Origin of the sequence: Bacillus pumilus, assembly GCF_900186955.1 — a bacterium.
Taxonomy (GTDB): domain Bacteria; phylum Bacillota; class Bacilli; order Bacillales; family Bacillaceae; genus Bacillus; species Bacillus pumilus.
Genome location: NZ_LT906438.1, coordinates 1,700,275 through 1,724,392, shown reverse-complemented (window position 1 = coordinate 1,724,392; position 24,118 = coordinate 1,700,275). Strand labels below are relative to the sequence as shown.

Here is a 24,118-nt window from a genome sequence, read left to right as displayed (position 1 = left end):
TTTAATTAACCTCCTGACTTATTTTCAATCGTTACCTTTTTAACTCTCCGATCACCAATTTTATATTTAATTTTAAATAAAGAGGGCCGCATAGAATCTCCTTCATATCTTATACTTTCTAAGGAAACTGACACAGTCTCAGGTGGGTCTTTCCTCAAAGCTGCCAACCACTCTTGTTCCAATTGATACCATTTCCCACCGCTTCGATTAATCTGTGAATTCATCGGCACAAGATTATCAATATCCCCAGACCCTTTAAAAATAGAGGCAATTAAATGACCACCATCATCATCCAGTAATCGATCTGGCTTACCTGAATTAGATTGGGCGTATTGGTTTCTTTTGACCTCTCCGTATTTTAAATCACTTGCTTCAACTTTGACAATACGTCCGTAGTGATCGGTTGTGTAGGTGTAGCCTTGCTTTGTTGAATAAACGACATTTGGTTTTAATACTTTTTTACGTTTCCATCTCACATAGTGATCTCCGTAACTGACAACAGCCGGTGGTGATTTAGGTGCTGGTAATCGTCTGCCTGTCTTAGAGATTCCGTAGCCTGAATTGTTGTCGAGACGCTTTGCCATGGAGAGGAGTTTATTTTTGAGATTTTCGCCGTCAAATACATTGTACGGAAGCTTCGGTCCACCAGCCATTTGAAACTTTGGTGAGTACGGCAATAGATTCGGAATAGAGACTCTGTCTAATGATTTTGCTCCTTGTTCAAGCCCTTTCTTCACTGTTGTTTTCGCCGCGGTTGTCCCCGTTTTTGTAATGGCTCCTGCCCCTTTAGAACCAAAGACGATTTCTGCTAGTGAACCAGTCGCATAGGCGAACCAGTGTGATCGAGAATACGCATCACCATCGATGACTTCTTTTTGGAATGAGTCTGAAATTGATTTTCCAATCGCTTTCGATGTTTCAATTGGATGAGAAACAGCCGTAATGACTGATTCTACGGCACCACCAGGGTCTGTCACAAGATCATATATTCCGGTCACTGTATCTTTGGCCACATCATATAGACCAACTGCAGCACCTTTTACACTATCAACGAATACCTCTGATGCTTCTTCCTGCGCTTTGATTTGGAGAAGCTGGCTATAATACATTTTTTGATCGTAAGAAAGATTTTCATATCCAATTTCGTCTACAATCTCAAAGTATTTCGCTTCTGATATACACGAAGGATCATTGAGCTTTTCTTTCAATTCTTTAATTCTTCGTTTCTCTTTTTCTTCTTTTTTCACTTTTAAATATGCTTTCACCTGTGCATCGATTTTATCATGATTCTTGTACACATCTGTCTCATGAAATGCTTTTGCATCATAATACATGGGCTGAGCGTTCTTTCCTTTTCCTGTAGCAGCCATCATCTTTGCATAAAAAGTTTTGAGGTGATTCTCAATCGCTTCTGATTTTGCGTATTCTGTTTTTAGCTCATGATCTATTTTATGTAAAGCATCAATTGTCTCTTTTCTTTTTTTGTTCGCATCGTCTAAATGTTCATTGACCTCTTTACTTGAAAATGTGTGTAATTCAATTAAATCACTGATATCGTCAAAAATAGTGGAAAGAGCTTCTTTTTGTTCCTTGACCATATCTTTATTGTTCTGAATGCCTTGCTTCAATTGAGCATCAAGGAAGTGCTCATCAATAAATGTACTCCCGCCTAATGATTCATCATCCAGCTTTCCTTTCACTCCATCTAAAAAAGCCTTTTGCATATCGATAAAATCAAGATAAGTGTCTGCGTATAGTGCAAGATCATTATAAAAAGCTTTGATATTATCTGCACCTTTTCCAGTAAACTCATCACCTAATCCCGATACACCTTTTAATGCTTTTTTCACAAGTTTCATCTCTTCTTGAAGCTCATGATAGGCCTTTGACCTCTGTTCGACAGCTGATAGTAAAGATGGAGCATCTAATATTTTCATATAAAAAAGACTCCTTTTATGGAATATTCTTTTACTAGAATACCATAAGGAGTCTGACACTTTAATCCACTTTATCGTTTTTTAACCAATTATCCTCCGTAGTGGTGGATTAAAACCCTATCGCTTTTATGAACCTGCACCTCTAGAGAAAAGTAACACTACCTCATTTTTAGCATCAGCTTGAGTTTGTTGTCCAACAGGCATTCCAAGAATTGTACCTAATAGCAAAGCAGTAGTAATCATCATCATTATTTTTTTCATGATCATATGACCTCCTTTCCTATAAGCGTACAAGATTTTAAAGCCAATTCCAAGAAGTAGTTACTTTCTTCATAAAGATTTAACTTCTTATAAATGGATGCAACATCAGGAGCTAGAGCCTCTATATCAACATATGCTTTTCTTTCTTCCAAAAAACATAGCCCTTTCTTGATATCCTCATAGCTTTCCCGTGGTGTTGTATAACATTTCTCAAGGATATTGAATTTCAAAATAAAGTTTGTGTTTTGCTGTTCTTTAGAAAAGGATTTCCCCTCAGCAACCCAACTTATTGCCTGATCCAATTGATTTGATTTATAGCTTGATCTTGCAAATTCATACGCACATTGTAAGTATGAAACAGGGGCTGACTGTTTTAGATCATCTGCGAAAATTGCTTTGTTAAAATATTCAATGGCTTCTATATGGTGGTCATCCTGAATTTTGAGAAATCCTAAATCATAATAAGCCAACGCTAACAATCTCTTATCATCCTTCTCAATTAGTCTATCAACACACTCCAAAAGCATTTTTTCAGCTTTTTCTAGTCTACCATCATCAATCAAATTCAGTGCCAACAACATATTACAGTTTATGGTCTGTATGCTGTAACCTTCATGACCTTTATAGATATCTTTTGCTGTTTGTAGATGATGGTGAGAAAGGAGCGTGACCTTATTGAAATAGTAGAGTGTGCCAATTTTATAATGGAACTCAGCCTTTTCAATTTCATCATGTACCTTGTCCAATTGTCTCTCAGCTACTCTAAATAGGACTAGAGCTTCTGAATAATTATTCCTTGCACTCTCGTACATACCTTTGAAAAGATAAAAGTAAAACCTTAGCATGTCATCTGTTTTGACTCTTTCGCTTTCTGTTATTGTTGGCTGCCCCACTAAATCTTCCATAAGTACCTTAAATCTATAATCAAGAATATTGAAATAGAGTAAAACATCTTGATTTTCTTCCATTTCGCCTAACATCTCTTGAATCTCATCCCTCAACTCTACTGCTTGTGAAACTTCCCTCTTTTTAATATGTAAATACCATTTGTTGAGAGTGTTTGCTACATCTACAGAGGAAATCAAACCCGACATCCCATTACCCCCTTGCTCTCATTTCCTTTGTATAATTTTAACACGATATTTACAACATATGTAAAGTCGAGGTGGTCATTTTAAAAGTTTTCGGTATCCCGCAAAATGCAAAAATACGTTTCTATAAAAGCTATGTTTTATGTAGAGTGCATAAAAAGAGGAACAGCCTGGCAGTACAGAATTATAAATATGGATCCTGTAACACAGGAAGTAACAGAGCTTTCTAAAGGTGGATTTAGTACAAAAAAGAAGAGCAAGTTGATGCTTAAAACATGAAGAATTGCTTAGAAGTGGTATTGAAGTTGGTGGCGTAGAAACAACTTTAAAACATTTTCTTCCGAAACACTCATTCTCTTTTTAAATATAGATCATAGTCTGGGATTAATGTTTTGTGTTTATTAGATAAACCTTGTTTTTTATGGTTAAATCAACTACACCAAAAGGAAGCACTACGCACCAAGCATGTGCTGCAGTTTTTTGCAAGGAGCCAGAACTAACAGGCCAATAATGGAGTTGAGATAAACCGCTATTTTTAGGGAAATCTATTGTCAAGGCTCCAAATACTATATAGTTCCATACTCCTTCTGCTTCGATAGCACTCCTGCCATATCTACACAAGCGTTTTGCCTTCCGTCAGTTTTTAGTTCTTCATACAATAGTTCTGCAACAAATGAAAGAACTTTTGTGCATGATTTTTATAATCATCCTTGTATTCTTTGTACAGAACAAACTTTGCATAATTCTCTAAAAATTTCGAGTCTACTTTCTCATTCTCTATAAAATTTGGATCATCATAAAATCCAGGTTTTGTTACGTCAATATGTTTTGCAGTTAAGTCTAATTTAACCTTCTCAAAAATTTTATTGTGAGTGCTCGTTATTTAATCCCCTTCGGATAATATAAAAGAATGATATTGTTTAATAATTCTATTAGTGTAACTAATACGATACCCATCAATACCTGAAATTTAAATGTCGGCGAGGAAAGTGTTTTTGTTATCAACATATCTACCCTTTCTGTTTATTACAAGAAACAGATATCCGAAATAGATTAAAAATCAAAAACAGGGAGCTATAAACGTAGCCCCCTCATAAGTGATTAATTTTTCTTTTTTTTGTGATCTTTTATTAAACTTGAAACAGTTAAACCCATAACACCAAAAGCTACAATATAAAATAAAACATTAGTGACAGGTGTATCAATTTTACTTAAAACCAACACAACAGCTATAATAGCGATAGGTAAAGTAATTAACACACTTTTAGATGCCTTATTTTCCTGTGTCATCTAATTAAGCACCTCCTTGAATTTTACCATTAGGATGTTTTAGCTAAGTTTAAAAAACAAACAGCATTATGGTTTTAGCGACCCACCACGCAGCATTTTCATTTCCAGTAACTTTAAGAGCGCCTAAATAGATACCATGTTCTAGAGCGCCTGTATAATGTTCTAGAGTCATTAGAATCGTTTCTAACCCAGTAACACCGCCTATCATTACCTTAAGTTTTTTCGGTAATTGGTCATAAGCACCTTTTATTGCTTTTATAGCCGATGTGAATTTACCATGTACAGAGGCTTCCCCATTTTCCTTTTCTTGAAATTCTTGTATAGTTTTTTTGAATTTTACTGTTTCTTCTTCATTTAGATTCCAATACTGTGCAATCTCATCTATTGTAGGCTCTTTTGATTGATCAAAAGAAGATTTTACAGATGAATAAGAATAGGACTGTTCTTTTTCGAGAGCTTTAGCAGCATTTGCTTCTGCAAAAGGTGTGACTGTTAAAAAAGAAACTCCAGCAACCATTGAGAGTAATAATCCTTTTGAAGTGCTTAAATTTTTCATAATAACTCCTAATTTTAAATATTTAGTGGCTATACTTCTAACAAATATTAAGCATATTTTTGTAATTCAATATTTTGTTTCAGCTGTTAAGAATAACCCTCCTCGGTTTTATGCTATCATTTGTAAATAAATGAAGTAAATAGGGTTTTGGTTGCATACCTTTAATGGTTCAATATACATATTATTGATAATCCATAAAAACATCATCTTATTTGAAAACCATCTGTCTTACTGCTTATTCGTCTTAATAACTATTTGACACTCGATTTTGTAAGTGGATTCACCAGTATCAACTTTTATATCATCACGGTTAATTTTATATTTCCCACCATACAATCTCGATGAAACAGGATGGGAAATACCATCTTTAAGATATCTGAATATAAATTCCTTGCCTTTTTTATAATCTTTAAGTGGAACATGCCCTACTTTCAAATCATTAACATAGACTGCAATAGCTTGAGGATCATGTTCGTTGTCCTCCTCAAGTTGCAAATAACAATCAGAAAAAAATTCATCCTGATGAAGGAAAATAGGCTCGTCATAAGTGTATTCTAATATTTCAGTATTGGTCATTCCATTATATTTTTCTTCAAAATTATAATTGTCTTTTTCTTGGGCAATGGCCTTTTTTATTTCTTTTTGATAATAGCTTACTCCAGCAACATTGAATGTGATATATTCAAAAAATGCATCTTCCTCTTCATACTTTACTGAGTATGAAGTTTCACTCACATACTTTGGATATTCATCAATTTTCAGGGGCGGATCAGCTATTTCTTCTAAAGTGTTCACAGTACTTTTTGCTTCTTGTTTAAAAATCATATTCTTAATAGTATTCCATAAACTCACTTACTCACCCTCCAAATAATGTTCTTCTTTTAAATAGTTATTATATTATCGGCATAATTCCCATTTTGTTTACAATTTCTTGATACTGAGTTGCGTCTGTTAATTTCAGATACATGTGCAAATAGGGAAGCACAGAGATATCCTATCCTCATTTATCGCATCGGCTGAGTCACTACTCTTTCAAGTTTAACGTTGTTAGCGCATTCCACGACAGCCTCACCCTTAAATTAGGCATCACTAAAGACAACACCTTGATCCATGAGCATAGACTGATTCTATTCAGTTATGAACTATTGAATATAGATTAAAAATAAGTTAGAATGGGCTGGTATCATTGCAAATTCATCAAAATTATTTAAATGTTATAGTAATTAACTCATAAGCCTTTAATTAGTTTTATAAGTTTAATTACGCACCTTAAATTTACACTTGAAAATTTATAGATTCGGTTTTCAAACCTTTCCTTTCATTTGCTTTAATCCTTTTCTAATAGTTTCTAAAGCATTATTAGCCCTTTTTTCATCAGCGACCATTTTATCGATGTGCATATTCACTGAATAATTGCTAGTAACATTCTTGGACTCTGACACTTCAAATCCTGGAACTGAAAGTTTAGCGATAGCAACTGAAGAAGCTACATTGTTAAACATACTTCGTATTGACTCGTAGCTCTTTGCTATTGCTTTTATCTTCTATCTTTGTTTCTCTAAGTAAACTCAACAGCTTTAAGCATGTTAACTGAGCCTTGTTTATTAAGGACAATTTCTCCATCATCTACTACAGCTAATGCTCCTTGAGCTGGGACTTTACCAACTGATCCACCAGTCTTGAAACGAGGGATCTTTTGGCCAGTAGTATTACCCTTAACGACAACACCGAGAGCATTTAAAGCCTCTTTAAGCTTATCAATAAAATTGTTAGAGATAGACTTGCCGATTGACTCCATATTTGAATTGATAAACTTAGTGAATTCAGAAAGCTGTTTATTGATATCGATAATCTTATCGTTCATCAATTTTCCTTCTAAATCCTTGAACCCATGCTCAGCATTAATAAGATCATCATACTTTGCGTTAATTGATTTTTCGACTTTTTCAAGCTGATATTGCAGCGCTTCTTTACGCTTAGAGTTTTCACGATCTTTTAGGAATTTATCTAAAACAAGCTGTTCATTTTGCATCTGTTCACTAAGTTATTTAACTTTTGATTTACCGAACTCAGAGTCATGGAGTGAATATCGATTTATTTGATCTAAAAGTTATGTTTGCTTTTGAAATTTTCTGTTGAATTTGGTGGTCAAAAAGTGGCCAATCTTCATTTTGATTCTGGTCACTATAAATTTGACCACCAAATCCTTTTTAAAAACCCCTTGAAGCCAATGGCTCCAAGGGGTTTTTATTATTAATACTGAGACATATACTGATCGCGTTCCCATGGGTGTACTTGGGTGCGGAACATATCCCATTCGATTTCTTTTGATTCGATGAAGTGTTCGAATAAGTGATCGCCTAGCGCGTTGACCATGACTTCGTTTGATTTCAGCAGCTCAAGTGCTTCTGCAAGTGTTGCAGGAAGGTCAGCGATGCCGTTTTCAAGGCGCTCTTCTTTGTCCATGACATAGATGTTTCTGTCAATTGGTGCTGGTGCGTCTAGTTTGTTTTTGATTCCGTCAAGACCTGCTGCAAGTAATACGCTTAGTGCAAGGTATGGGTTTGCAGATGGGTCTACGCTGCGCACTTCTACACGTGTGCTGATGCCGCGTGATGCAGGGATACGGATTAATGGGCTACGGTTTTGTGCACTCCATGCCACGTAGCAAGGTGCTTCATAACCAGGTACAAGACGCTTGTAAGAGTTCACCGTTGGGTTTGTGACCGCTGTAAAGCTAGTTGCATGCTTGACGATACCTGCGATAAAGTGTCTAGCCGTCTCGCTTAATTGTAAATCTGCTTTTTCATCAAAGAATGCGTTTTTGCCATTTTTGAATAATGATAGGTTACAGTGCATACCAGATCCGTTTACACCAAACAATGGTTTTGGCATGAATGTCGCATGAAGACCATGCTTTCTCGCGATCGTTTTGACAACGAGTTTGAACGTTTGAATGTCATCACAAGAACGGATGGCGCCTGCATATTTGAAGTCAATTTCATGCTGTCCAGGTGCTACTTCATGGTGAGACGCTTCAATTTCAAAGCCCATTTCTTCAAGCTCAAGCACGATATCACGGCGGCAGTTTTCGCCTAGATCTGTTGGTGCAAGGTCAAAGTATCCACCTTTATCGTTTAATTCAAGCGTTGGCTCGCCTTTTTCATCTAATTTAAATAAGAAGAATTCTGGCTCAGGTCCAAGGTTGAAATCACTAAATCCTAGGTCTTCCATTTCCTTCAAGACACGCTTTAAGTTGTTACGCGGGTCTCCATCAAATGGCGTCCCGTCTGGCTTGTAAATGTCACAAATAAAGCGTGCAACTTTACCTTTTTCTGCTGTCCAAGGGAATATAACAAATGTGTTGAGATCTGGGTATAGATACATATCTGATTCCTCAATACGTACGAAACCTTCAATAGATGAACCGTCAAACATACATTTGTTATCGAGAGCTTTTTCTAACTGGCTCACAGGAATTTCAACATTTTTAATCGTTCCGAGAATGTCTGTAAATTGCAGACGGATGTACTTTACATTTTCCTCATTTACTAATTTTACGATATCTTCTCTTGTGTATTTTGCCATTTCGTAAAACTCCTCCCCTACAAAAGGTAAAATTGTATAGCAATGCTTTTGCTAATTGGTTAACGGAAGAACCTTGACATATCCCCCTGCCTAAAGGTCGTTCCTTGTTGGAAACGTCCAGCCTGAATGAGTTCCTTTTTCAGTAGCTTCCTGAGTTCATCATCTGTCAAGTTGTGCTTGGCTGTGGTTTTCTCCTCGGTCTTTGCATCAGACGCTGGATGTTCTGCCTCAGCTTTGGCAAAAAGTTTTTTGATTCCTGCCATGTTTACACCTTGTTCGATGAGATTTTTAATTTCTAGTAATTTATCAACATCATGGAAAGAAAATAATCGGCGATTCCCATCACTTCTTGCTGGAAATACTAAACCATTTTCCTCATAATAGCGAATTTGCCTTGCAGATAATTCTGTTAGCTGCATGACAATCCCAATTGGGAATAAAGGCATTGAGCGGCGAATGTTATCACTCATCTCAACTGTCTCCTCCTCTTTGCTTAAATTTATTATATGTCATGTTATATTATGTGTCAACGAAATGTTAGGAATATTAACATGGATTTTTTATCGAGCAGGTATGTCGATAAAACCTTGTTCCAATAAGGCATCTACAGCACTGCAAATCGCATTTTTCACATGGGCATACGTGAGTCCGCCTTGAACGTAGGCTGTATAAGGAGGTCTGATCGGTCCATCGGCTGATAACTCGATACTAGCTCCTTGGACGAAGGTGCCCGCTGCCATAATGACATCATCCTCGTATCCCGGCATATAGCTTGCATGCGGTGTGACGTGACTGTTGATCGGAGATGCGTATTGAATCGCCTGACAGAATGCAATCATTTTGTTAGGATCGCCAAATTCGACGGATTGAATTAAATCCGTTCTTTTCGCATTCCACGCTGGGTTCGTTTGGAACCCGATCTTTTCAAGAAAACGAGCCGTGAACACTGCACCTTTTAAGCTTTGTGCCACAACATGCGGTGCTAAGAAAAATCCTTGATACATTTCCTGAAGCGCATAAAGCGAGGCACCCGCTTCACTGCCGATGCCCGGAGATGTCATTCGATAAGAGCAAGCTTCTACCCATTTTTCTTTTCCAACGATGTAGCCGCCTGTTTTGGCAAGCCCGCCGCCTGGGTTTTTAATAAGGGAACCCGCCATAAGATCCGCTCCCACATGACATGGCTCTTGTAATTCAGTAAATTCACCATAACAGTTGTCCACAAACACAATGATTTCTTCATTGATCTCTTTTACAAATGAAATCATTTGCTCGATTTCTTCTATTGTAAAGGAAGGTCTTGAAGCATAGCCTTTTGAACGCTGAATGCCGATCATTTTTGTTTTAGAGGAGATCGACTCTTTTACTTTGTCATAATCGACGGATCCATCTTGCCTTAAATCAATGGCCTTGTAATCAATCTGGAAGTCTTTTAATGAGCCTGTCCCTTCTTTGCCGCGAATCCCTACAATTTCTTCTAGCGTATCGTATGGTTTTCCCGTCATATAGATCAATTCATCGCCAGGTCTTAGCACACCAAATAACGCAATGGAAATCGCATGTGTGCCGGAAATGATCTGCGGACGCACAAGGCCGCTTTCTCCCCCGAAGACGTCCGCATAAATTTTTTCTAACGTGTCTCTTCCCATATCATCGTAGCCATATCCAGTTGTTGGATTAAAGTGAGAGTCACTGACTCTATGCTTTCGGTAGCTTTCAAGCACCCGCCACTCATTTTGTTCGCTCTTTTGATCAATTTGCTGATGCATGTGTAAAATGTCTTGTTCTGTTTCTGCTGCTACTTTTTCTAAAATACTGCCGTGTTTTAATGTATGAAACATCTTGATTTAATTCCTTTCTTACAACATATACTTCTTGATTTGACCTAATATGGTCTGCTCCTCACCGCTAAACCCGGTGATGTCATAAAGTTCTGCTTCTTTTTGAAATTCTAGTGATTCCACGAGCGTTTCTGATTTTAATGCGGAGATGAGCTTTCCTTCATACGCAGGAATCTTCACATGATATGGCTTTAAAAAGTTTTGTTTCAGTTCTGCCTTAATATCCGCTTTTAACCGCTTCACATCTTCTTCGCGTCTCGCACTGATTAACAGATGACGATGCTTTGAAGATGGGATGAAATCCGGTCTGATTTGATCTTCTTTGTTATAAACCGTCAGCATCGGTATACGGTCTGCTTCTAGTTCTTCTAATAACTCATGAACCGTCCGTTCGTGACCTTCGTAATCCTCATTAGAAGAATCAATGACATGAAGCAAATAATCGGCTTCCTTCACTTCTTCAAGAGTGGAACGAAATGCCGCAATGAGTGTTGTTGGGAGGTCTTGGATAAAACCAACGGTGTCTGAAATCAGCACACTGTAGCCAGATGCTAATGTCATCTTACGTGTCATTGGATCAAGTGTCGCAAATAGCAGATCCTCTTCATGACTATCTGCATCTGTTAATTGGTTAAACAAAGTAGATTTTCCGGCATTCGTATACCCAACAATGGCAATTTGGAACACACCATTTTTCTTCCGGCGTTCCCGGTATCTTGTACGGTGTTCTTTGACTGTAGATAATTGCCCGTTAATTTCGTGAATACGGTTTCGAATATGGCGTCTATCTGTTTCAAGTTTTGTTTCACCTGGACCTCTTGCGCCAATTCCGCCGCCTTGTCTTGAGAGACTGATCCCTTGTCCGCTTAGTCTCGGCAAGGCATACTGAAGCTGGGCAAGCTCTATTTGCAGCTTCCCCTCTCTTGTCCGGGCTCTTTTTGCAAAGATGTCTAAAATCAATTGTGTCCGATCGATAATTTTCACATCTAAGGCAGTTGCCAAAGCTTTTAGTTGACTTGGAGACAGTTCGTCATTAAAAATAATGACATCACATTCGAATTCCTCGCAAAGCACTTCAAGCTCTTCTACTTTCCCTTTACCGATATATGTTGCGCTGTCTTGTCTATTTCTCTTCTGCGTCATTACGCTGACAGCTTCACCGCCAGCCGTTTTGGTTAAGGAAGCTAATTCTTCCATTGAGTATTGAAAGCGTTCATCCGTGACATGCGGCAATTGACAGCCGACAAGGATCGCTTTTTCTGTCATTTCATGTTCATTCAACGTCAGTTGTTTCCTTTCTGTACTTAAGTTTTCAGTAGTACCATCATACCAAACACATCACACGTATACCACTATTCGGATGGTTTATTTTAGTATCTCTTTATAAAAAGGATACGCCATTTTAAGTAGGCGTATCCTTTTTCATTTGGAGATCGTGACTTTTAATCGTGAGCAAATCTTTTTTGTCATAATGATCCACAAGCAGGAGTCTCATCGCTTGGGTTCGAATGGCCTTTTCAATCGTGTTTCGCACAAAACGGCCGTTGCTGAATTTTGCAGGACTCGTGGTGCTTTTAATGTGCATTAAGTAATCTCGTAGCTTCCATTCAGCTTCTTGAGTAAATATATATTCTCTGTCAGCCATCATCCGTTTGGCAATGTCCATGAGCTGATCGACGGTATAATCAGGAAAGCTGATATTGATTGGAAATCTCGATTGCAGGCCGGGGTTTAATGATAGAAAATGATCCATTTCCTTGGAGTAGCCAGCAAGAATGAGAATGAATTCGTGCTGTTTGTCCTCCATATGTTTTACTAGGGTATCAATCGCTTCTTTCCCAAAATCCTTTTCGCCTCCGCGGGCAAGAGAATAGGCTTCGTCGATGAACAAAATGCCGCCTAGTGATTTTTTAATTAAATCCCTTGTTTTTTGAGCAGTATGACCGATGTACTCGCCGACTAGATCTCCGCGTTCCGCTTCAATTAAGTGACCTTTTGAGAGGACATTCATTTCAAAGAAAAGCTTCCCGACAAGTCTTGCAACCGTTGTTTTCCCTGTGCCCGGATTCCCTTTGAACATCATATGAAGCGCTTGTTTACCTACCTTTAACCCTTGTTCCTGCCTTTTTTGATTGACAAAGATCCAAGCATAAATCTCTTTTATGTTTCGTTTCATTTCATCCATACCGACAAGGCTGTTCATTTCACGCTCTATTTCCCGTAAGATGCTGTGTTTTGCCTCATTTTTCTGCAAGGCTTCTAGGTATTCTGCCTCTGAATCTGCATCAACCAATACTTGCTTTTGTCCGTTAAGTATAATATTGATTTGGCCGTTGTTTTTATATGTGACAGCTCGCTCCAACGTATTCACCTCTCGCTCTTCTCTCTTTATTCTATTCGGGTGGAGCTGTAATCGTGACAATCGCCCGCTTAAGCCCAAGTTTGCTGTCAAAATGACCCGAGATTCCGAATATTGTAGGGATTTCTGCGGTTTCCCAGGAAATGATGTGCTATTTCCATTGTATTCATCCCATTTAGGCGGACAAACCAACAATTTGTTTTTTCTTAGAAAAATGTAGCTTTCTCATCACAAATTGTGCAGAAAAGAGTCTCAATGATTTCCGCATTTTGTACAGGCAATTTTTCTATTTTCTCATAAAATAAAGACGAGGTGATGAATAGATGGTGAAAATTTTTATTGATCCTGGCCATGGAGGAACAGATTCTGGAGCTGCTGCTAATGGACTTTTGGAGAAAAATATCACACTGCAAATCGCGATTTTATTGAGAGATATGTTGATTAGTGATTATGATGACGTTTCCGTCCGCTTAAGTCGTTCAATTGATCAATCCGTTACTTTGGCCCAGCGTACAAATGCGGCAAACAGCTGGGGAGCTGACTATTTCGTGTCTATTCATGTTAATGCAGGCGGGGGCACAGGTTTTGAAAGCTATGTGTATCCTGGCGTTTCAGCACCAACCACCACGTATCGCAATGCCCTTCATGATGAAATTGTTCGCTCGGTGGATTTTGCCAACCGCGGCAAGAAAACAGCGAACTTCCACGTTCTTCGAGAAACTTCTATGCCCGCTATTTTAACAGAGAATGGTTTCATCGATACGACAGCTGATGCAAATAAGCTCCGCAACGCAACCTTCCTTCAAGGCATCGCTCGCGCTCATGCCACTGGATTAGAGAAAGCCTTTCAGCTGAAAAAAAAAGCTAGTAATCTTTATAAAGTTCAGGCTGGAGCTTTCAAGGTGAAAGCCAATGCAGATGAATTAGCAGCCACGCTGAAATCCAAAGGCTTTGACGCCTTCGTTGTATTAGAGGGCGGCATGTTCCGTGTGCAAGCCGGGGCTTTTCGTACAAAGCAAAATGCGGATGACCTCGTCGCAAGATTGAAACAGGCCGGTCATGACGCATTCGTTTTCCAATAACTGAAGCTTGTTATAACGAAATAAACCGGCTCAAGTCTGCTGCTGAGCCGGTTTATGATTGATTCCTTTATGCTAAAATGTTCACGACAAATTGAGACCACGTTTCAAGTCGATCGAAGTATTCAGGCTTTTTCAAATCGGATGCTTTCATCCATTTTCCTGAGATTTGATCTGTTTCTTTCACTTCTACATGAGCGCCTGGAGATAATTCAAGCGCCGATAACAGTCCAATGTGCACACGGCCGACACTGTTGTCATCATCATTAATTAAACCAAGGGTTTTCATCTCAAGTTTGTCTTCTTCTTGAATAGAAAGTTCCTCGTCTAGTTCACGATCCGTATTTTCTTTTAGAATTTCAGCAAAGTTTTTGCCTTCGATGAAATTCATGTGACCACCAAAGCCAAGAGATAACTTATGATGCAATCGAGTCTCTCCCCCGCCTTGAAGCCTTTCATATACATACACTTCGTCGTCACGCTTAATCACGACATAAGGAATCGGCTGCTTGAAGTCAGGATTTTCTTCCGCATCGCCTCTGCGCATCTGCTTGAAGTGCTCTTCGATTTCTTTCATAATGGTGTTGATTGTTTTCTCTTCACTATTCACACCATTAAACGCAAGCGATTCGTTTTGGAATACGCGTGTGCGCGGTGCAACTAGTATGATTTCATCCATTTTTCCCATGTTCGGTAACCTCCAGTATGTAACGCATTATATGAAATGGCAAAAAGCCAAAACGAGTGATGCGTTTTGACTTTTACGCCTTACTTATGATTCATCTCCAAAGAAGAAGTCGTCATCTTTTAACGGCTCAACCGTTGCTTTTTTGTAGCCGTTCCCTTTCATTGAGAAGAAGTCATGCGATTTTGTTTTTGTATTGAGTCCGTTCAATACAATTGGATTGATCTCTTCTTCTTCAAAGTAAGGGGCAAATCCAAGGTTCATTAACGCTTTATTGGCATTGTAACGAATGAACTTTTTCACATCATGCGATAAATTGACTTGGTCATATATATCTTCCGTGTAATGAAGTTCATTTTCATAAAGCTCGTTCAAGAGGTCAATCGAGAAATCATATAGCTCTTTTTGCACGTCAGGTGTTTGTTTGTTGTAAATTTCTTGTGCTAATAATCCAACATATACACCGTGAATCGCTTCATCACGCAAAATCAAGTTGATGATTTCACCACTTTGCATGAGCTTTCCTTGTCCATAGAAATAAAGCGGGTAGTAAAAACCACTGTAAAATAGGAAGCTTTCTAAATAAACAGAAGCAACCATTGCTTTAAAGAGGGAAATCGGATCGTCCTTTTGAATCGAACGGTATAAACTGACAATCATATCTGCTTTCTTTTGCAAGAATTTATTCTTTTTGACCCATTCAAACACTTCACTGATCGTTTCAGTTGGTGCGAGTGTCATGAAGATATTTGAGTATGATTTCGCATGTACCGCATTTTCCATCATGGCCATAAAGTTTAATACCGCTTTACGCTGATGGCCTTCTACATGTTCAGCCACAATCGGCATCCCTGTATTTCCTTGTTCTGTATCAAGTAAAGTCAATCCAGCAAGTACCTTCATGTACGTATCTCGCTCTTTTTCACCTAGATATTTCCATGTTAAGAGGTCCCCGTTTAAGGAAATCTCTTCAGGAAGCCAGAACTGCTTCACATTTTGGTTGTAAAACATTTGTGTAAAATCATCTTCGTGTTTTGACCAGTTGGCTGCATCATAAATTTTTGTCACGTTAAACTCTCCTTTAATCAAACAACACAAGAAAGACAGCCTTCCTGCCCTGTATCCTTCGTTCTTGCATAATAAAGTGTCTTAATGCCTTTATGGTGTGCATACAGATCGATGCGGTTTAGGTCACGCGTTGTCATCGTATCTTTCAGGAATAGTGTAAAGCTGATTCCTTGATCGACGTGCTGCTGAATCGTTGCGATCATATCGACCACTTTAAACATATCCATATCGTACGCTTCTTTATAGAAGAACCAGTTTTGCGCTGAAAGACCTGGCATTGGGTAATACGTTTTGCTGTTGCCGTATGTTCTTTCTTCGATACGTTCCATAATTGGCATAACAGAGGCTGTTGCCGATTGCACATAAGAAATGGAACCTGTTGGTGCAATACATAAGCGGTAGCTATGGTACATGCCATTTTCCGCTACAAAGTCTTTGAGTGCTGCCCAGTCTTCTTTTGTTGGAATGTGCATGCCTTCAAATAATGCTGCTGCTTTTTCTGTTTTTGGTGTGAAATCATTCTCCACGTATTTATTGAAGTACTCGCCCGTTGCGTAGCCAGAGCCTTCATAACGATGGAATGTTTCTCCTTTTTCTTTTGCAAGCTCACTTGAACGTTTAATTGAATAGTAGTTCACCATCATAAAGAACGTATTCGCGAAATCTCTTGCTTCTTCACTTTCATAGGCCATTTGGTTTTGAGCCAAATACCCGTGAAGGTTCATCGCACCAAGTCCGATTGATTTCATCGCTTTGTTCGCTTTTCGAACAGCCGGTGCATTGCGAATATCTGTTGTTTCAGATACAAGCGTGAGTGAGTCTGTTGCTAGTTTGACCGTTTTTTCGATCGATTTGTTTTTCATGACATTCATGATATTTAATGAACCAAGGTTACAAGAAATATCAAGACCAATTTCATCTTCTTGATCATAGTCCGCGTAAGAAGAGACCTCTGAAGCTTGAAGCACTTCTGAGCAAAGGTTTGAGAATTTCACTCGTGAAATATGGTTTAATGCATGCTCTCTATTCACATTATCTTGGAACATGATATATGGATAGCCAGATTCTGAGCGAAGAACAGCCAATTTTTCAAGAAGCTTTCTCGGATTGACTTTTTCTTTTTTGATTTTCGGGTTTTCTACAAGCTCATCATACATTTCTTCCATGTCCATCTCATCAAGATGCTGTCCATATTCTTTATAGACTGTGTGCGGATAGAAGGTGTAAGCTGTTTTATCTTCTCTGGCAAGCTCGATAAATTTATCCGGGATGACGACACCGATGGACAATGTTTTCACACGCACATCTTCATCTGCAGAGATTTTTTTTGTATCTAAGAAATCATTAATATCTCTGTGGAAAATATTAAGGTAGGCACTACCTGATCCTTGTCTTTGTCCCATTTGATCTGCATATCTGAATGCATTATCAAGAAGCTTCATCACGCCGACGACACCTTTTGTCGCGTTTTCAACATCTTTAATTGCTTCGCCTTTTGCACGAAGCTTTGACAAGTTCAAGCTGACGCCGCCGCCTAATTTTGAAAGCTGCATTGAAATATCAATCGCTCTTGAAATATCGTTTAATGAGTCATTCACTTCAAGCAAGAAGCAGCTCACAAGCTCACCGCGTCTTTTACGTCCAGCGTTTAAGAATGTTGGTGTACTTGGCTGGTATTCCTGATTGATCATCAGTTCTACAAACTCAAGGGCTTTTTCTTTATCTCCGCCCGCAAAGAAAAGCGCTACAACTGAAATGCGGTCTTCATAGCGTTCAAGGATTTTCTTTTTATCATTTGTTTTCAGTGCGTAGTCGTTGTAAAACTTAAACGCACTCATGAATGATGGGAATCTAAATTTCTTCGCATATGCAGCTTCGAATACCTCTTTAATATCTGCCATGCTGTATTGTCTTAAAAATTCTTCCTCATAGTAGTCGTTTTCTATTAAGTAATCAATCTTCTCTTCTAAGTTGTGAAAGAAGACTGTGTTTTGATTAATATAATCTACGAAATAACTATGTACAGCTTCTTTGTCCTTATCGAACTGAAACTTTCCTTCTTTTTGAATCATAATCTCGTTATTTAATTGTATCCACTTTGGAACCTGATTTTGTGACAATTCTTTCTACCTCCTGTGTAAACAATTCAACATCCCTTTTTGTTCCGCTTAGTTCAAAGGTGTGCAAAATAGGAACTTGATATTGTTTAGAAATCGTATCGGCGCTTTTGGCAAAATTATCTCCCCATACTTTGTTTCCACTCACCGCTACACCTAGTAAAAGGTGAGCATTTTTCTCTAAAAAGGATTGAGTAGTACTAGGGACTTGTCCAAATCCTGTCGTAAAGGTGACGAGAATAAACGGCGTATCCAAAAACTCTTCTCCAGTCAATTTTCGTTTGTCTGTAAAAGGGGTCTTGTCCAAAAAGCGTTGAACATTTCCTGTTTTTGAATCAAATACGATTTGAATCAATTCCATCACGACCTAGTTTTTAGTATTGTTGATCATTTCGTTATTCACTATATATAGTATACTATGTTTTTTCAAAACACAACATATAGATGTTCGAAACGAAAAAAATCAACCAACCCGGCCGAACATTCATAGCCGAACTCGTACGTTCAAATAAATAGAGCAGAACAGGATCTAAAAATAGACTGCTCTACTCTCTATTCAACTGAAACCGAAATCTATCATAACACGAAAAAAAATCGCTTAGTAGACTAGACTTTTTGTTTTATTTTTTGTAGGCATCGCACTGTAAATCTTCTGACACTTCTGTAATTTCCACTTCAACACCTAATTCTTTTAGCACCGCTTCAAGCGCAGAGACGATTGAAGCTTCTCTGACTAATTCTTTCCCATTTACAGAAACGCTTGTTCCATATTCAAAACAGGAGTCGTCTTCACAAGTTTGTTCCCAATGATTAATTTTAATTTTGTGTGTCATGAACTCATCCTTTTCTGTCTAGATGTCTGATGCATGATTATAGTGTAGCGACTTCACATTCATTTGTAAATTTACGTGCTTACTCTTCTACAGAATCGTCATCATCATCATAATCTTCGTCCCACTCATCTATGTATTTTGTTTTAATAAGGGTGAGTTCTCCCTCTTTTTCATCAAACCGGTACACATGTACTTCATCATCTTTCACAACAGCAAAGTGATTATTTTTTAGTGCAACAGCTGATTGTAATAGGCCATCTATATGTCCATGATCATCTTGATTAGAATAGTTATGCCAGCTTTCCTGTCTTGATTCAATGTTTGAAATGGCGCATGATCCAAATAAGACAACAATCCCAATCAATAGAAGGATCACTCTAATCCTTCTTAATTCAAGCTCTGCATTTTCCATATCGCTTCCCTCACCTTTCTTCATATCCAATAAGGGATTATACGCAGAATAGGCAGAAAAGTTTCATGGCATGCAAAATAGCCCCTCTGCACTGACAAAAAACGTAGCGGGTTCCGGCCGGTTTATTCGCAGATGCATGGGGCTATTAGGTCGAACATATCCTATTCTAATTCTAGATTTACATTCTTTTGAGGTGCAAATGTAGAAATGGCGTGTTTATAAATAAGCTGCTGCTTCCCTTCTGTTTCAAGCAGCACCGTGAAATTGTCAAAGCCTTTCACTTGACCGCGAAGCTGAAAGCCATTCAGTAAGAATACTGTAACAAATGTATTGTCTTTACGAATTTGATTCAAAAATTGGTCCTGAATATTAATCGGTTTCATGTTTCGTCCTCCTTGATTCTGATAACTACAGTTTCGCTTTAAGTCCAAGCTTTCCTGCTATATATGCGAAAATTTCCTCTTTTTTGTCTGAAAAGTGGCAAGGCGGTGTCATGTCGAACCAAGTGACATCCATTTTATTACGGAACCACGTGAACTGACGCTTCGCATATCTACGGGAATTTTGCTTTAATTGCTGGATAGCTTCATCAAGTGAGCAGTCACCTTGAAAATACGCATACAACTCTTTATAACCAATCGCTTGAACCGATTGACAATCCTTCAAGCCAGATTGATAAAGTGCGCTCACTTCCTCAATTAAGCCTTCATCTATCATCATATCAATTCTTTGGTGAATGCGCTCGTACAAAAGCTCTCGATCCATTTTGAGCCCAATGAAGGCTGTATCATAAAGAGGAACTTCTTGATGACCATTTTGCATCTCCGACATTTTCTGACCTGTTGTATGGATCACTTCCAGCGCCCGGATCACGCGGCGGACATTATTCGGATGAATGACTTTTGCAGCATCAGGGTCTACTGCTTTTAGCTTTTCGTGCAGCTGAAGGGAGCCATGCTGCTGTTCAAACAGCGCCATTTCTTCTCTAAAAGCAGGGTCACTTTTCTCATCGGTAAATGTGTAATCATATAAAACAGATTGGATATACAAACCTGTTCCGCCGACAATCATGGGTGTTTTCCCTCTAGCGGCAATCTCTTTGATTTTCATACGGACTAGTTGCTGAAATTCAGCTGTAGAAAAAGATTCATCTGGCTCTTTAATATCAATTAAGTGGTGCGGGACACCATCCATTTCTTCAGGGGTGATTTTAGCTGTTCCAATGTCCATTCCTTTATAAATCTGCATAGAATCACCACTGATAATTTCTCCATTAAATGCTTTGGCTATATGAATGCTCAGTTTTGTTTTGCCGACAGCCGTCGGTCCTACTAATACAATCACTGGTTGTTTCGTTTTTTTCATAACATCACTCTCTTTTACAAACTGCCTACAGTATAGCATAACTTCTCTTTCTCTCCTATATAGGGCCTATCACCAGCCGAGTGGTTCATTTCCGACCACTTCATATGTCTTTCCTTTTAACCGGTGCGTATGCGTCGGCCGCTCTTCGTCCGGACTATAGACGACTCCTCCGTATGGAATGGGGACAGAATCGTTATAGGCTGAAAACGTGACTTCCTCAATCTCGTGATAGTGCGTACCATCTAATCTCGGTATCGCAGGCCCTGTGACGCCGTAGTATCTGTGGAAATGCCCTCTCTCAAAAGAGGTGACCCCGCGATAGTAATGAGTATGCTGATCGGTATTGCTCCCATTGACAGGCTGAGAAATACCTTCTATTAAATGATAATGCTCTTCTGTTACATCCGTTCGTGCTTTATAGGCATGAGCATGCGGCGGGCATTTTGCCCAATCAGATGGATACAGGCCCATTTTTAACATTCCTCCTTATAATAGGCGTTCATCCAAACACATATAGGCCAATCGAATACACTGATGTCAGTTACAGTGATTTTATGTGAGAGGAGCCTTTTTTATGAATTATTTTGATGCACCGCCATTTATGCAAGAAGACATGAGAAGACCTTTTGGATTTGGAAGACCTGGATTTGGATTTGGAGGCCCTGGGTTTGGAAGACCTGGATTTGGGTTTGGGAGACCTGGATTTTTTGGACCTCCATTTTTAGGTGGTTTTGCTGGAGGACTACTTGCTGGGTCCCTGCTTGCACCAGGCTATGGCTATGGGTACCCTTATCCGCCTCCGTACCCGCCATATGGACCATACCCTTATTATTAGATATGACTTTTAAGTGAAAACAACCTTTCATAAAATGAATCGATTGACACACTAGTTTTTCATGGGTTAACATTTACTTTACCGACCGTTCAGTAAAGTAGGTGTTTTTTTTATGTCTAAAACCAAAAAAGAGCAAATTTTTGAGGCAGCTGCTCGTACGATTTTAAAAGAAGGATTAAGTCAGCTTACCCTTCAGAAGGTAGCAGAGCATGCACATATGACCAAGGCCGGCCTGCTTTATCATTTTTCAAGCAAGGAAGAGCTCATCCAAAAAATGAATGAGCACGCAGTTGTCTGCTTTCGTCAGCAGCTTGAGTCGTATCAGGAAACATACAAAAACGAAAAGGCTCCTTATGTACGTGCATATATTTTGGCGACATTAAATGATCTTGATATGCAAAACACGACCCAGTTATGTACAAGCATGCTGGCCACCATGTCATTTGATGAAGCGTTATTGAACCCTTGGCGTGATTTTTATGCAGAGTTCAAAGCGAAAGCAGCTGAGGAAATCAATGACCCTGCATTGAGCCAGCTGATCCGCCTTTCATGTGATGGAATATGGTTTTCAGAAATGTTTCAGCTTGAACCGCTGAACCGAGAGGAAAAAACCCTTTTACTTCATCGGATTTTACACCTATTAGAGGAGGGATAATCATGATCCTCGGATATCTTTTTCTAGCTGTGGCTATTTTTTCAGAAGCCATTGGCGCCGTGATGTTAAAATTCTCAAATGGCTTTACTCGCTTTAAGCCTAGCGCTGTCGTTGTTGCTGGGTATACACTTGCCTTTTATATGCTGTCATTGACACTGAATATCATTCCGCTTAGCATGTCTTATGCAACATGGTCTGGGGTTGGTACAGTCCTCACGGCTATTTTTGGCGTGCTTTTTTTCAAAGAAACCTTGAACCAAAGAGCAATCATTGGGATGGCGATGCTTGTCTCAGGGGTCGTACTTTTAAATATGTCATAAAGGATGTGAGAGATCATGAAAGGAATGCTCTATTTAACAGGGGCTATTTTGACAGAGGTTTTTGGCAGTACGATGCTGAAGCTTTCACAAGGTTTTTCGCAACTGCTGCCGAGTATTGGGGTCCTGATCGGATTTGGGTGTGCCTTTACCTTCCTCAGTCTGGCACTTAAAACGATTGACCTTTCGTCTGCTTATGCAACATGGTCTGGTGTTGGAACAGCACTTACTGCTCTTATCGGGTTCGTGCTATTTAACGAAACCATTCACATAAAAGGCTTCATTGGTCTTGCACTTGTGATATGCGGCGTGATTGTCTTGAACCTGTCAAAAAAACAAAAGGAAGAAAACAAAGAACAAATCGATCAAACCGAATGGACGTCATAAAAAAAGTCATTTTCTCCATTTCATTAAGAGAAAATGACTTTTTGTTTTTACCCGTCGACTTGAATGGTTTCTTCTAAGGAAATGTCCACATTTCCTTGAACAGCTCTTGAGATCATACATGAGCTTTCGGCTTTGTGCGCGAGCTTGCGGGCAAGCTCAATATCTTGCGGAGAAGCAGAGGCTTTGAGGATGATGACAGGCCGGTGAATGATTTTTTCATATGTAAACACACCATTTGTCACATCTACGACAGCCTCAGAACTCATTGTGAGATCCTCTTTTTCTAATTGGCTCCGCTCCATCATAGCGGCAAGTGTAATAATATAACACGTAGCCGCTGCACCTAAGAGCATCTCATCTGGATTTGTTCCGATGCCGGGACCGTCCATTTCTTTCGGAATTGAAATCTTCGTTTTTAACTGTTCGCATGAGATTGTACCCACATCGTTACGCAGGCCAGGCCAGCTCGCCTGAAGATGAAAATGATGACGCGCCATATTCGTCTCTCCTTTTGTTATCACTTTTTATAGTGTAACAAGAATTCACGCTACTTGTCTTAACATGTGCACCATCTTTATGTATATTCCTCATCCAGCACTGTCCGAATCGCCCTGACATACCGGTAGAACGTCTCGTTTTTTGTACTCGACCGCCGCCGAAAGTCAAAACTGTCAAATAAAGCTTCACGCTGACTTCTACTAATCTCTAGCTGTACACTTTGCCCTGTTTTAGTAAGATTATTAATATTATGATTGCTTGTTCCGCTCAGGGTTGCGTGTGCGACAGCCAGTTCAGCAGAAAATCCGTTTCGCTCTAATGAATTCACTATTTTTTCTGCACGGTCGTAATCTGTTCCGCCAACGAGCGTATGGTCAATGCCTTCCTCACCTTTGTATCCATGCACTGCTAAGATATAATCGTGTGCTTTTGCCTGCGCGACGCCGACTGGCTCATCAAAGTTTGTACTTGTCACATGAAGTTCTGACGCATTCTCTCTTAAACCTTCAAACAAATACGTAGAGAAATCATTATCGAAAAAATGGACGATCTCACTCACGCCGCCTTCAATTCTCCCGCCATGGGGTGACATCACAAGAAGACGGCTTCCAGGCACTGGGTTGGCTGTAATTTGATAGCTGCTTGTTGATTCGTTTTCTTCCAGTTCTTTAAAATTGCGATAAATATCATTTGAACCGCTTTCGTCTTCCCCACCTGATGACAATGGCTCATCATGTTCCTGTGCTTGCATTGTATAATAAACGCCCCATCCGATCGCAAGCAGGAGAAGCAAAGCAAAAAACTTCTTCATTCCCGTTCTCCTTTAACAGATTTCTAAGCCGTTTCTATGATTTATATTGAATCATCATTTCTTTTCATTTTTTCCACTTTTTCTCTTCAAATTTGATCATAACACTCTAGATCATGAGATTCCTCAAAAATAA

The 24,118-nt window shown here is 39.1% G+C and carries 29 protein-coding genes; 5 read left to right on the top strand and 24 right to left on the bottom strand.

Annotation, left to right across the window (positions count from 1 at the left end):
• Positions 1-5 precede the first annotated feature (5 nt).
• From CKW02_RS08655 to spoVK, 13 genes are all read right to left on the bottom strand, one after another.
• Entirely contained in the window at positions 6-1,937 is a 1,932-nt protein-coding gene (locus CKW02_RS08655) for a T7SS effector LXG polymorphic toxin (protein WP_095117800.1), read from the bottom strand.
• 126 nt (positions 1,938-2,063) lie between these two features.
• Entirely contained in the window at positions 2,064-2,198 is a 135-nt protein-coding gene (locus CKW02_RS20580; protein WP_257736826.1) for a hypothetical protein, read from the bottom strand.
• A gap of 2 nt (positions 2,199-2,200) precedes the next feature.
• Entirely contained in the window at positions 2,201-3,292 is a 1,092-nt protein-coding gene (locus CKW02_RS08650) for a Rap family tetratricopeptide repeat protein (RefSeq protein WP_003211717.1), read from the bottom strand.
• A 1,098-nt stretch (positions 3,293-4,390) separates the two neighbouring features.
• A complete protein-coding gene (locus CKW02_RS08640) occupies positions 4,391-4,579 on the bottom strand; it encodes a hypothetical protein (protein WP_003211444.1) in 189 nt (62 codons plus the stop codon).
• 49 nt (positions 4,580-4,628) lie between these two features.
• Positions 4,629-5,135: a hypothetical protein gene (locus CKW02_RS08635; RefSeq protein WP_003211709.1), complete on the bottom strand. Its 507-nt coding sequence runs from the start codon at positions 5,133-5,135 to the stop codon at positions 4,629-4,631.
• A gap of 228 nt (positions 5,136-5,363) precedes the next feature.
• Positions 5,364-5,987 carry a hypothetical protein gene (locus tag CKW02_RS08630; RefSeq protein WP_231953223.1) on the bottom strand — a complete coding sequence of 208 codons (624 nt, stop codon included), beginning with the start codon at positions 5,985-5,987 and terminating at the stop codon, positions 5,364-5,366.
• 452 nt (positions 5,988-6,439) lie between these two features.
• Positions 6,440-6,637 carry a hypothetical protein gene (locus CKW02_RS20450; protein WP_034619884.1) on the bottom strand — a complete coding sequence of 66 codons (198 nt, stop codon included), beginning with the start codon at positions 6,635-6,637 and terminating at the stop codon, positions 6,440-6,442.
• A gap of 56 nt (positions 6,638-6,693) precedes the next feature.
• Entirely contained in the window at positions 6,694-7,167 is a 474-nt protein-coding gene (locus CKW02_RS20445; protein ID WP_034619886.1) for a hypothetical protein, read from the bottom strand.
• A gap of 221 nt (positions 7,168-7,388) precedes the next feature.
• Positions 7,389-8,723, bottom strand: coding sequence for a type I glutamate--ammonia ligase (glnA, locus tag CKW02_RS08620; protein WP_003211015.1), 1,335 nt, complete (start codon positions 8,721-8,723; stop codon positions 7,389-7,391).
• A 59-nt stretch (positions 8,724-8,782) separates the two neighbouring features.
• The gene (locus CKW02_RS08615) at positions 8,783-9,193 is read right to left on the bottom strand and encodes a MerR family transcriptional regulator (RefSeq protein WP_003211674.1); all 411 of its coding nucleotides are present in this window, start codon (positions 9,191-9,193) and stop codon (positions 8,783-8,785) included.
• A gap of 90 nt (positions 9,194-9,283) precedes the next feature.
• Positions 9,284-10,564 carry a methionine gamma-lyase family protein gene (locus CKW02_RS08610; RefSeq protein ID WP_003211518.1) on the bottom strand — a complete coding sequence of 427 codons (1,281 nt, stop codon included), beginning with the start codon at positions 10,562-10,564 and terminating at the stop codon, positions 9,284-9,286.
• 18 nt (positions 10,565-10,582) lie between these two features.
• Positions 10,583-11,845 (bottom strand): GTPase HflX, encoded by a 1,263-nt coding sequence (gene hflX, locus CKW02_RS08605; RefSeq protein ID WP_003212285.1) that lies wholly within the window; start codon positions 11,843-11,845, stop codon positions 10,583-10,585.
• Between the two features lie 121 nt (positions 11,846-11,966).
• Positions 11,967-12,926 carry a stage V sporulation protein K gene (gene spoVK, locus CKW02_RS08600; protein WP_095117798.1) on the bottom strand — a complete coding sequence of 320 codons (960 nt, stop codon included), beginning with the start codon at positions 12,924-12,926 and terminating at the stop codon, positions 11,967-11,969.
• 320 nt (positions 12,927-13,246) lie between these two features.
• Between spoVK and CKW02_RS08595 the strand changes: the two genes are divergently transcribed.
• Positions 13,247-14,005, top strand: a complete 759-nt coding sequence (locus CKW02_RS08595; protein WP_003211781.1) for an N-acetylmuramoyl-L-alanine amidase — start codon at positions 13,247-13,249, stop codon at positions 14,003-14,005.
• A gap of 67 nt (positions 14,006-14,072) precedes the next feature.
• Here the strand turns inward: CKW02_RS08595 and CKW02_RS08590 are convergent, their stop codons facing one another.
• The 9 genes from CKW02_RS08590 to CKW02_RS08550 form a co-directional block, all read right to left on the bottom strand.
• Positions 14,073-14,690: a hypothetical protein gene (locus tag CKW02_RS08590; RefSeq protein ID WP_003211636.1), complete on the bottom strand. Its 618-nt coding sequence runs from the start codon at positions 14,688-14,690 to the stop codon at positions 14,073-14,075.
• 84 nt (positions 14,691-14,774) lie between these two features.
• Positions 14,775-15,755, bottom strand: coding sequence for a class 1b ribonucleoside-diphosphate reductase subunit beta (gene nrdF / locus CKW02_RS08585; RefSeq protein WP_003212452.1), 981 nt, complete (start codon positions 15,753-15,755; stop codon positions 14,775-14,777).
• A 17-nt stretch (positions 15,756-15,772) separates the two neighbouring features.
• Positions 15,773-17,875 carry a class 1b ribonucleoside-diphosphate reductase subunit alpha gene (nrdE, locus tag CKW02_RS08580; protein WP_003212060.1) on the bottom strand — a complete coding sequence of 701 codons (2,103 nt, stop codon included), beginning with the start codon at positions 17,873-17,875 and terminating at the stop codon, positions 15,773-15,775.
• The gene (gene nrdI, locus CKW02_RS08575; RefSeq protein WP_008360380.1) at positions 17,835-18,227 is read right to left on the bottom strand and encodes a class Ib ribonucleoside-diphosphate reductase assembly flavoprotein NrdI; all 393 of its coding nucleotides are present in this window, start codon (positions 18,225-18,227) and stop codon (positions 17,835-17,837) included. The genes nrdE and nrdI overlap by 41 nt, the downstream gene beginning before the upstream one ends.
• A gap of 265 nt (positions 18,228-18,492) precedes the next feature.
• A complete protein-coding gene (locus CKW02_RS08570; RefSeq protein ID WP_003212415.1) occupies positions 18,493-18,705 on the bottom strand; it encodes a hypothetical protein in 213 nt (70 codons plus the stop codon).
• A 79-nt stretch (positions 18,706-18,784) separates the two neighbouring features.
• Entirely contained in the window at positions 18,785-19,117 is a 333-nt protein-coding gene (locus tag CKW02_RS08565) for a YmzC family protein (RefSeq protein WP_003211073.1), read from the bottom strand.
• Between the two features lie 161 nt (positions 19,118-19,278).
• Positions 19,279-19,500: an RNA chaperone Hfq gene (gene hfq / locus CKW02_RS08560; protein WP_003211269.1), complete on the bottom strand. Its 222-nt coding sequence runs from the start codon at positions 19,498-19,500 to the stop codon at positions 19,279-19,281.
• Between the two features lie 25 nt (positions 19,501-19,525).
• Positions 19,526-20,482, bottom strand: a complete 957-nt coding sequence (gene miaA, locus CKW02_RS08555) for a tRNA (adenosine(37)-N6)-dimethylallyltransferase MiaA (RefSeq protein WP_003211526.1) — start codon at positions 20,480-20,482, stop codon at positions 19,526-19,528.
• 69 nt (positions 20,483-20,551) lie between these two features.
• Positions 20,552-20,953 carry a YmaF family protein gene (locus CKW02_RS08550; protein ID WP_003211728.1) on the bottom strand — a complete coding sequence of 134 codons (402 nt, stop codon included), beginning with the start codon at positions 20,951-20,953 and terminating at the stop codon, positions 20,552-20,554.
• Positions 20,954-21,056: 103 nt separating this feature from the next.
• Here CKW02_RS08550 and CKW02_RS08545 point away from each other — a divergent pair, with 103 nt between their 5' ends.
• From CKW02_RS08545 to erbB, 4 genes are all read left to right on the top strand, one after another.
• A complete protein-coding gene (locus tag CKW02_RS08545) occupies positions 21,057-21,317 on the top strand; it encodes a hypothetical protein (protein WP_003212477.1) in 261 nt (86 codons plus the stop codon).
• 112 nt (positions 21,318-21,429) lie between these two features.
• Complete coding sequence (locus CKW02_RS08540; protein ID WP_003212303.1) at positions 21,430-21,972, top strand: TetR/AcrR family transcriptional regulator; 543 nt, start codon at positions 21,430-21,432, stop codon at positions 21,970-21,972.
• Positions 21,973-21,974: 2 nt separating this feature from the next.
• A complete protein-coding gene (gene erbA / locus CKW02_RS08535) occupies positions 21,975-22,292 on the top strand; it encodes an SMR family multidrug efflux transporter EbrA (RefSeq protein ID WP_003211368.1) in 318 nt (105 codons plus the stop codon).
• Positions 22,293-22,307: 15 nt separating this feature from the next.
• On the top strand, positions 22,308-22,676 hold the full coding sequence (erbB, locus tag CKW02_RS08530) for an SMR family multidrug efflux transporter EbrB (protein ID WP_003211537.1): 369 nt from the start codon (positions 22,308-22,310) through the stop codon (positions 22,674-22,676).
• A 47-nt stretch (positions 22,677-22,723) separates the two neighbouring features.
• Here erbB and CKW02_RS08525 read toward each other — a convergent pair whose 3' ends face one another.
• The gene (locus tag CKW02_RS08525; RefSeq protein WP_003211845.1) at positions 22,724-23,173 is read right to left on the bottom strand and encodes an OsmC family protein; all 450 of its coding nucleotides are present in this window, start codon (positions 23,171-23,173) and stop codon (positions 22,724-22,726) included.
• Between the two features lie 77 nt (positions 23,174-23,250).
• Positions 23,251-23,985: a poly-gamma-glutamate hydrolase family protein gene (locus tag CKW02_RS08520; RefSeq protein ID WP_003211920.1), complete on the bottom strand. Its 735-nt coding sequence runs from the start codon at positions 23,983-23,985 to the stop codon at positions 23,251-23,253.
• Between the last annotated feature and the right edge of the window lie 133 nt (positions 23,986-24,118).

Bases quoted from the DNA above. Each gene is read 5' to 3' on its own strand.
- CKW02_RS08655 (WP_095117800.1), bottom strand. From the start codon at position 1,937: ATGAAAATATTAGATGCTCCATCTTTACTATCAGCTGTCGAACAGAGG.
- CKW02_RS20580 (WP_257736826.1), bottom strand. From the start codon at position 2,198: ATGAAAAAAATAATGATGATGATTACTACTGCTTTGCTATTAGGTACA.
- CKW02_RS08650 (WP_003211717.1), bottom strand. From the start codon at position 3,292: ATGTCGGGTTTGATTTCCTCTGTAGATGTAGCAAACACTCTCAACAAA.
- CKW02_RS08640 (WP_003211444.1), bottom strand. From the start codon at position 4,579: ATGACACAGGAAAATAAGGCATCTAAAAGTGTGTTAATTACTTTACCT.
- CKW02_RS08635 (WP_003211709.1), bottom strand. From the start codon at position 5,135: ATGAAAAATTTAAGCACTTCAAAAGGATTATTACTCTCAATGGTTGCT.
- CKW02_RS20450 (WP_034619884.1), bottom strand. From the start codon at position 6,637: ATGTTTAACAATGTAGCTTCTTCAGTTGCTATCGCTAAACTTTCAGTT.
- CKW02_RS20445 (WP_034619886.1), bottom strand. From the start codon at position 7,167: ATGCAAAATGAACAGCTTGTTTTAGATAAATTCCTAAAAGATCGTGAA.
- glnA (WP_003211015.1), bottom strand. From the start codon at position 8,723: ATGGCAAAATACACAAGAGAAGATATCGTAAAATTAGTAAATGAGGAA.
- CKW02_RS08615 (WP_003211674.1), bottom strand. From the start codon at position 9,193: ATGAGTGATAACATTCGCCGCTCAATGCCTTTATTCCCAATTGGGATT.
- CKW02_RS08610 (WP_003211518.1), bottom strand. From the start codon at position 10,564: ATGTTTCATACATTAAAACACGGCAGTATTTTAGAAAAAGTAGCAGCA.
- CKW02_RS08595 (WP_003211781.1), top strand. From the start codon at position 13,247: ATGGTGAAAATTTTTATTGATCCTGGCCATGGAGGAACAGATTCTGGA.
- CKW02_RS08590 (WP_003211636.1), bottom strand. From the start codon at position 14,690: ATGGGAAAAATGGATGAAATCATACTAGTTGCACCGCGCACACGCGTA.
- CKW02_RS08570 (WP_003212415.1), bottom strand. From the start codon at position 18,705: ATGACACACAAAATTAAAATTAATCATTGGGAACAAACTTGTGAAGAC.
- CKW02_RS08565 (WP_003211073.1), bottom strand. From the start codon at position 19,117: ATGGAAAATGCAGAGCTTGAATTAAGAAGGATTAGAGTGATCCTTCTA.
- hfq (WP_003211269.1), bottom strand. From the start codon at position 19,500: ATGAAACCGATTAATATTCAGGACCAATTTTTGAATCAAATTCGTAAA.
- miaA (WP_003211526.1), bottom strand. From the start codon at position 20,482: ATGAAAAAAACGAAACAACCAGTGATTGTATTAGTAGGACCGACGGCT.
- CKW02_RS08550 (WP_003211728.1), bottom strand. From the start codon at position 20,953: ATGGGCCTGTATCCATCTGATTGGGCAAAATGCCCGCCGCATGCTCAT.
- CKW02_RS08545 (WP_003212477.1), top strand. From the start codon at position 21,057: ATGAATTATTTTGATGCACCGCCATTTATGCAAGAAGACATGAGAAGA.
- CKW02_RS08540 (WP_003212303.1), top strand. From the start codon at position 21,430: ATGTCTAAAACCAAAAAAGAGCAAATTTTTGAGGCAGCTGCTCGTACG.
- erbA (WP_003211368.1), top strand. From the start codon at position 21,975: ATGATCCTCGGATATCTTTTTCTAGCTGTGGCTATTTTTTCAGAAGCC.
- erbB (WP_003211537.1), top strand. From the start codon at position 22,308: ATGAAAGGAATGCTCTATTTAACAGGGGCTATTTTGACAGAGGTTTTT.
- CKW02_RS08525 (WP_003211845.1), bottom strand. From the start codon at position 23,173: ATGGCGCGTCATCATTTTCATCTTCAGGCGAGCTGGCCTGGCCTGCGT.
- CKW02_RS08520 (WP_003211920.1), bottom strand. From the start codon at position 23,985: ATGAAGAAGTTTTTTGCTTTGCTTCTCCTGCTTGCGATCGGATGGGGC.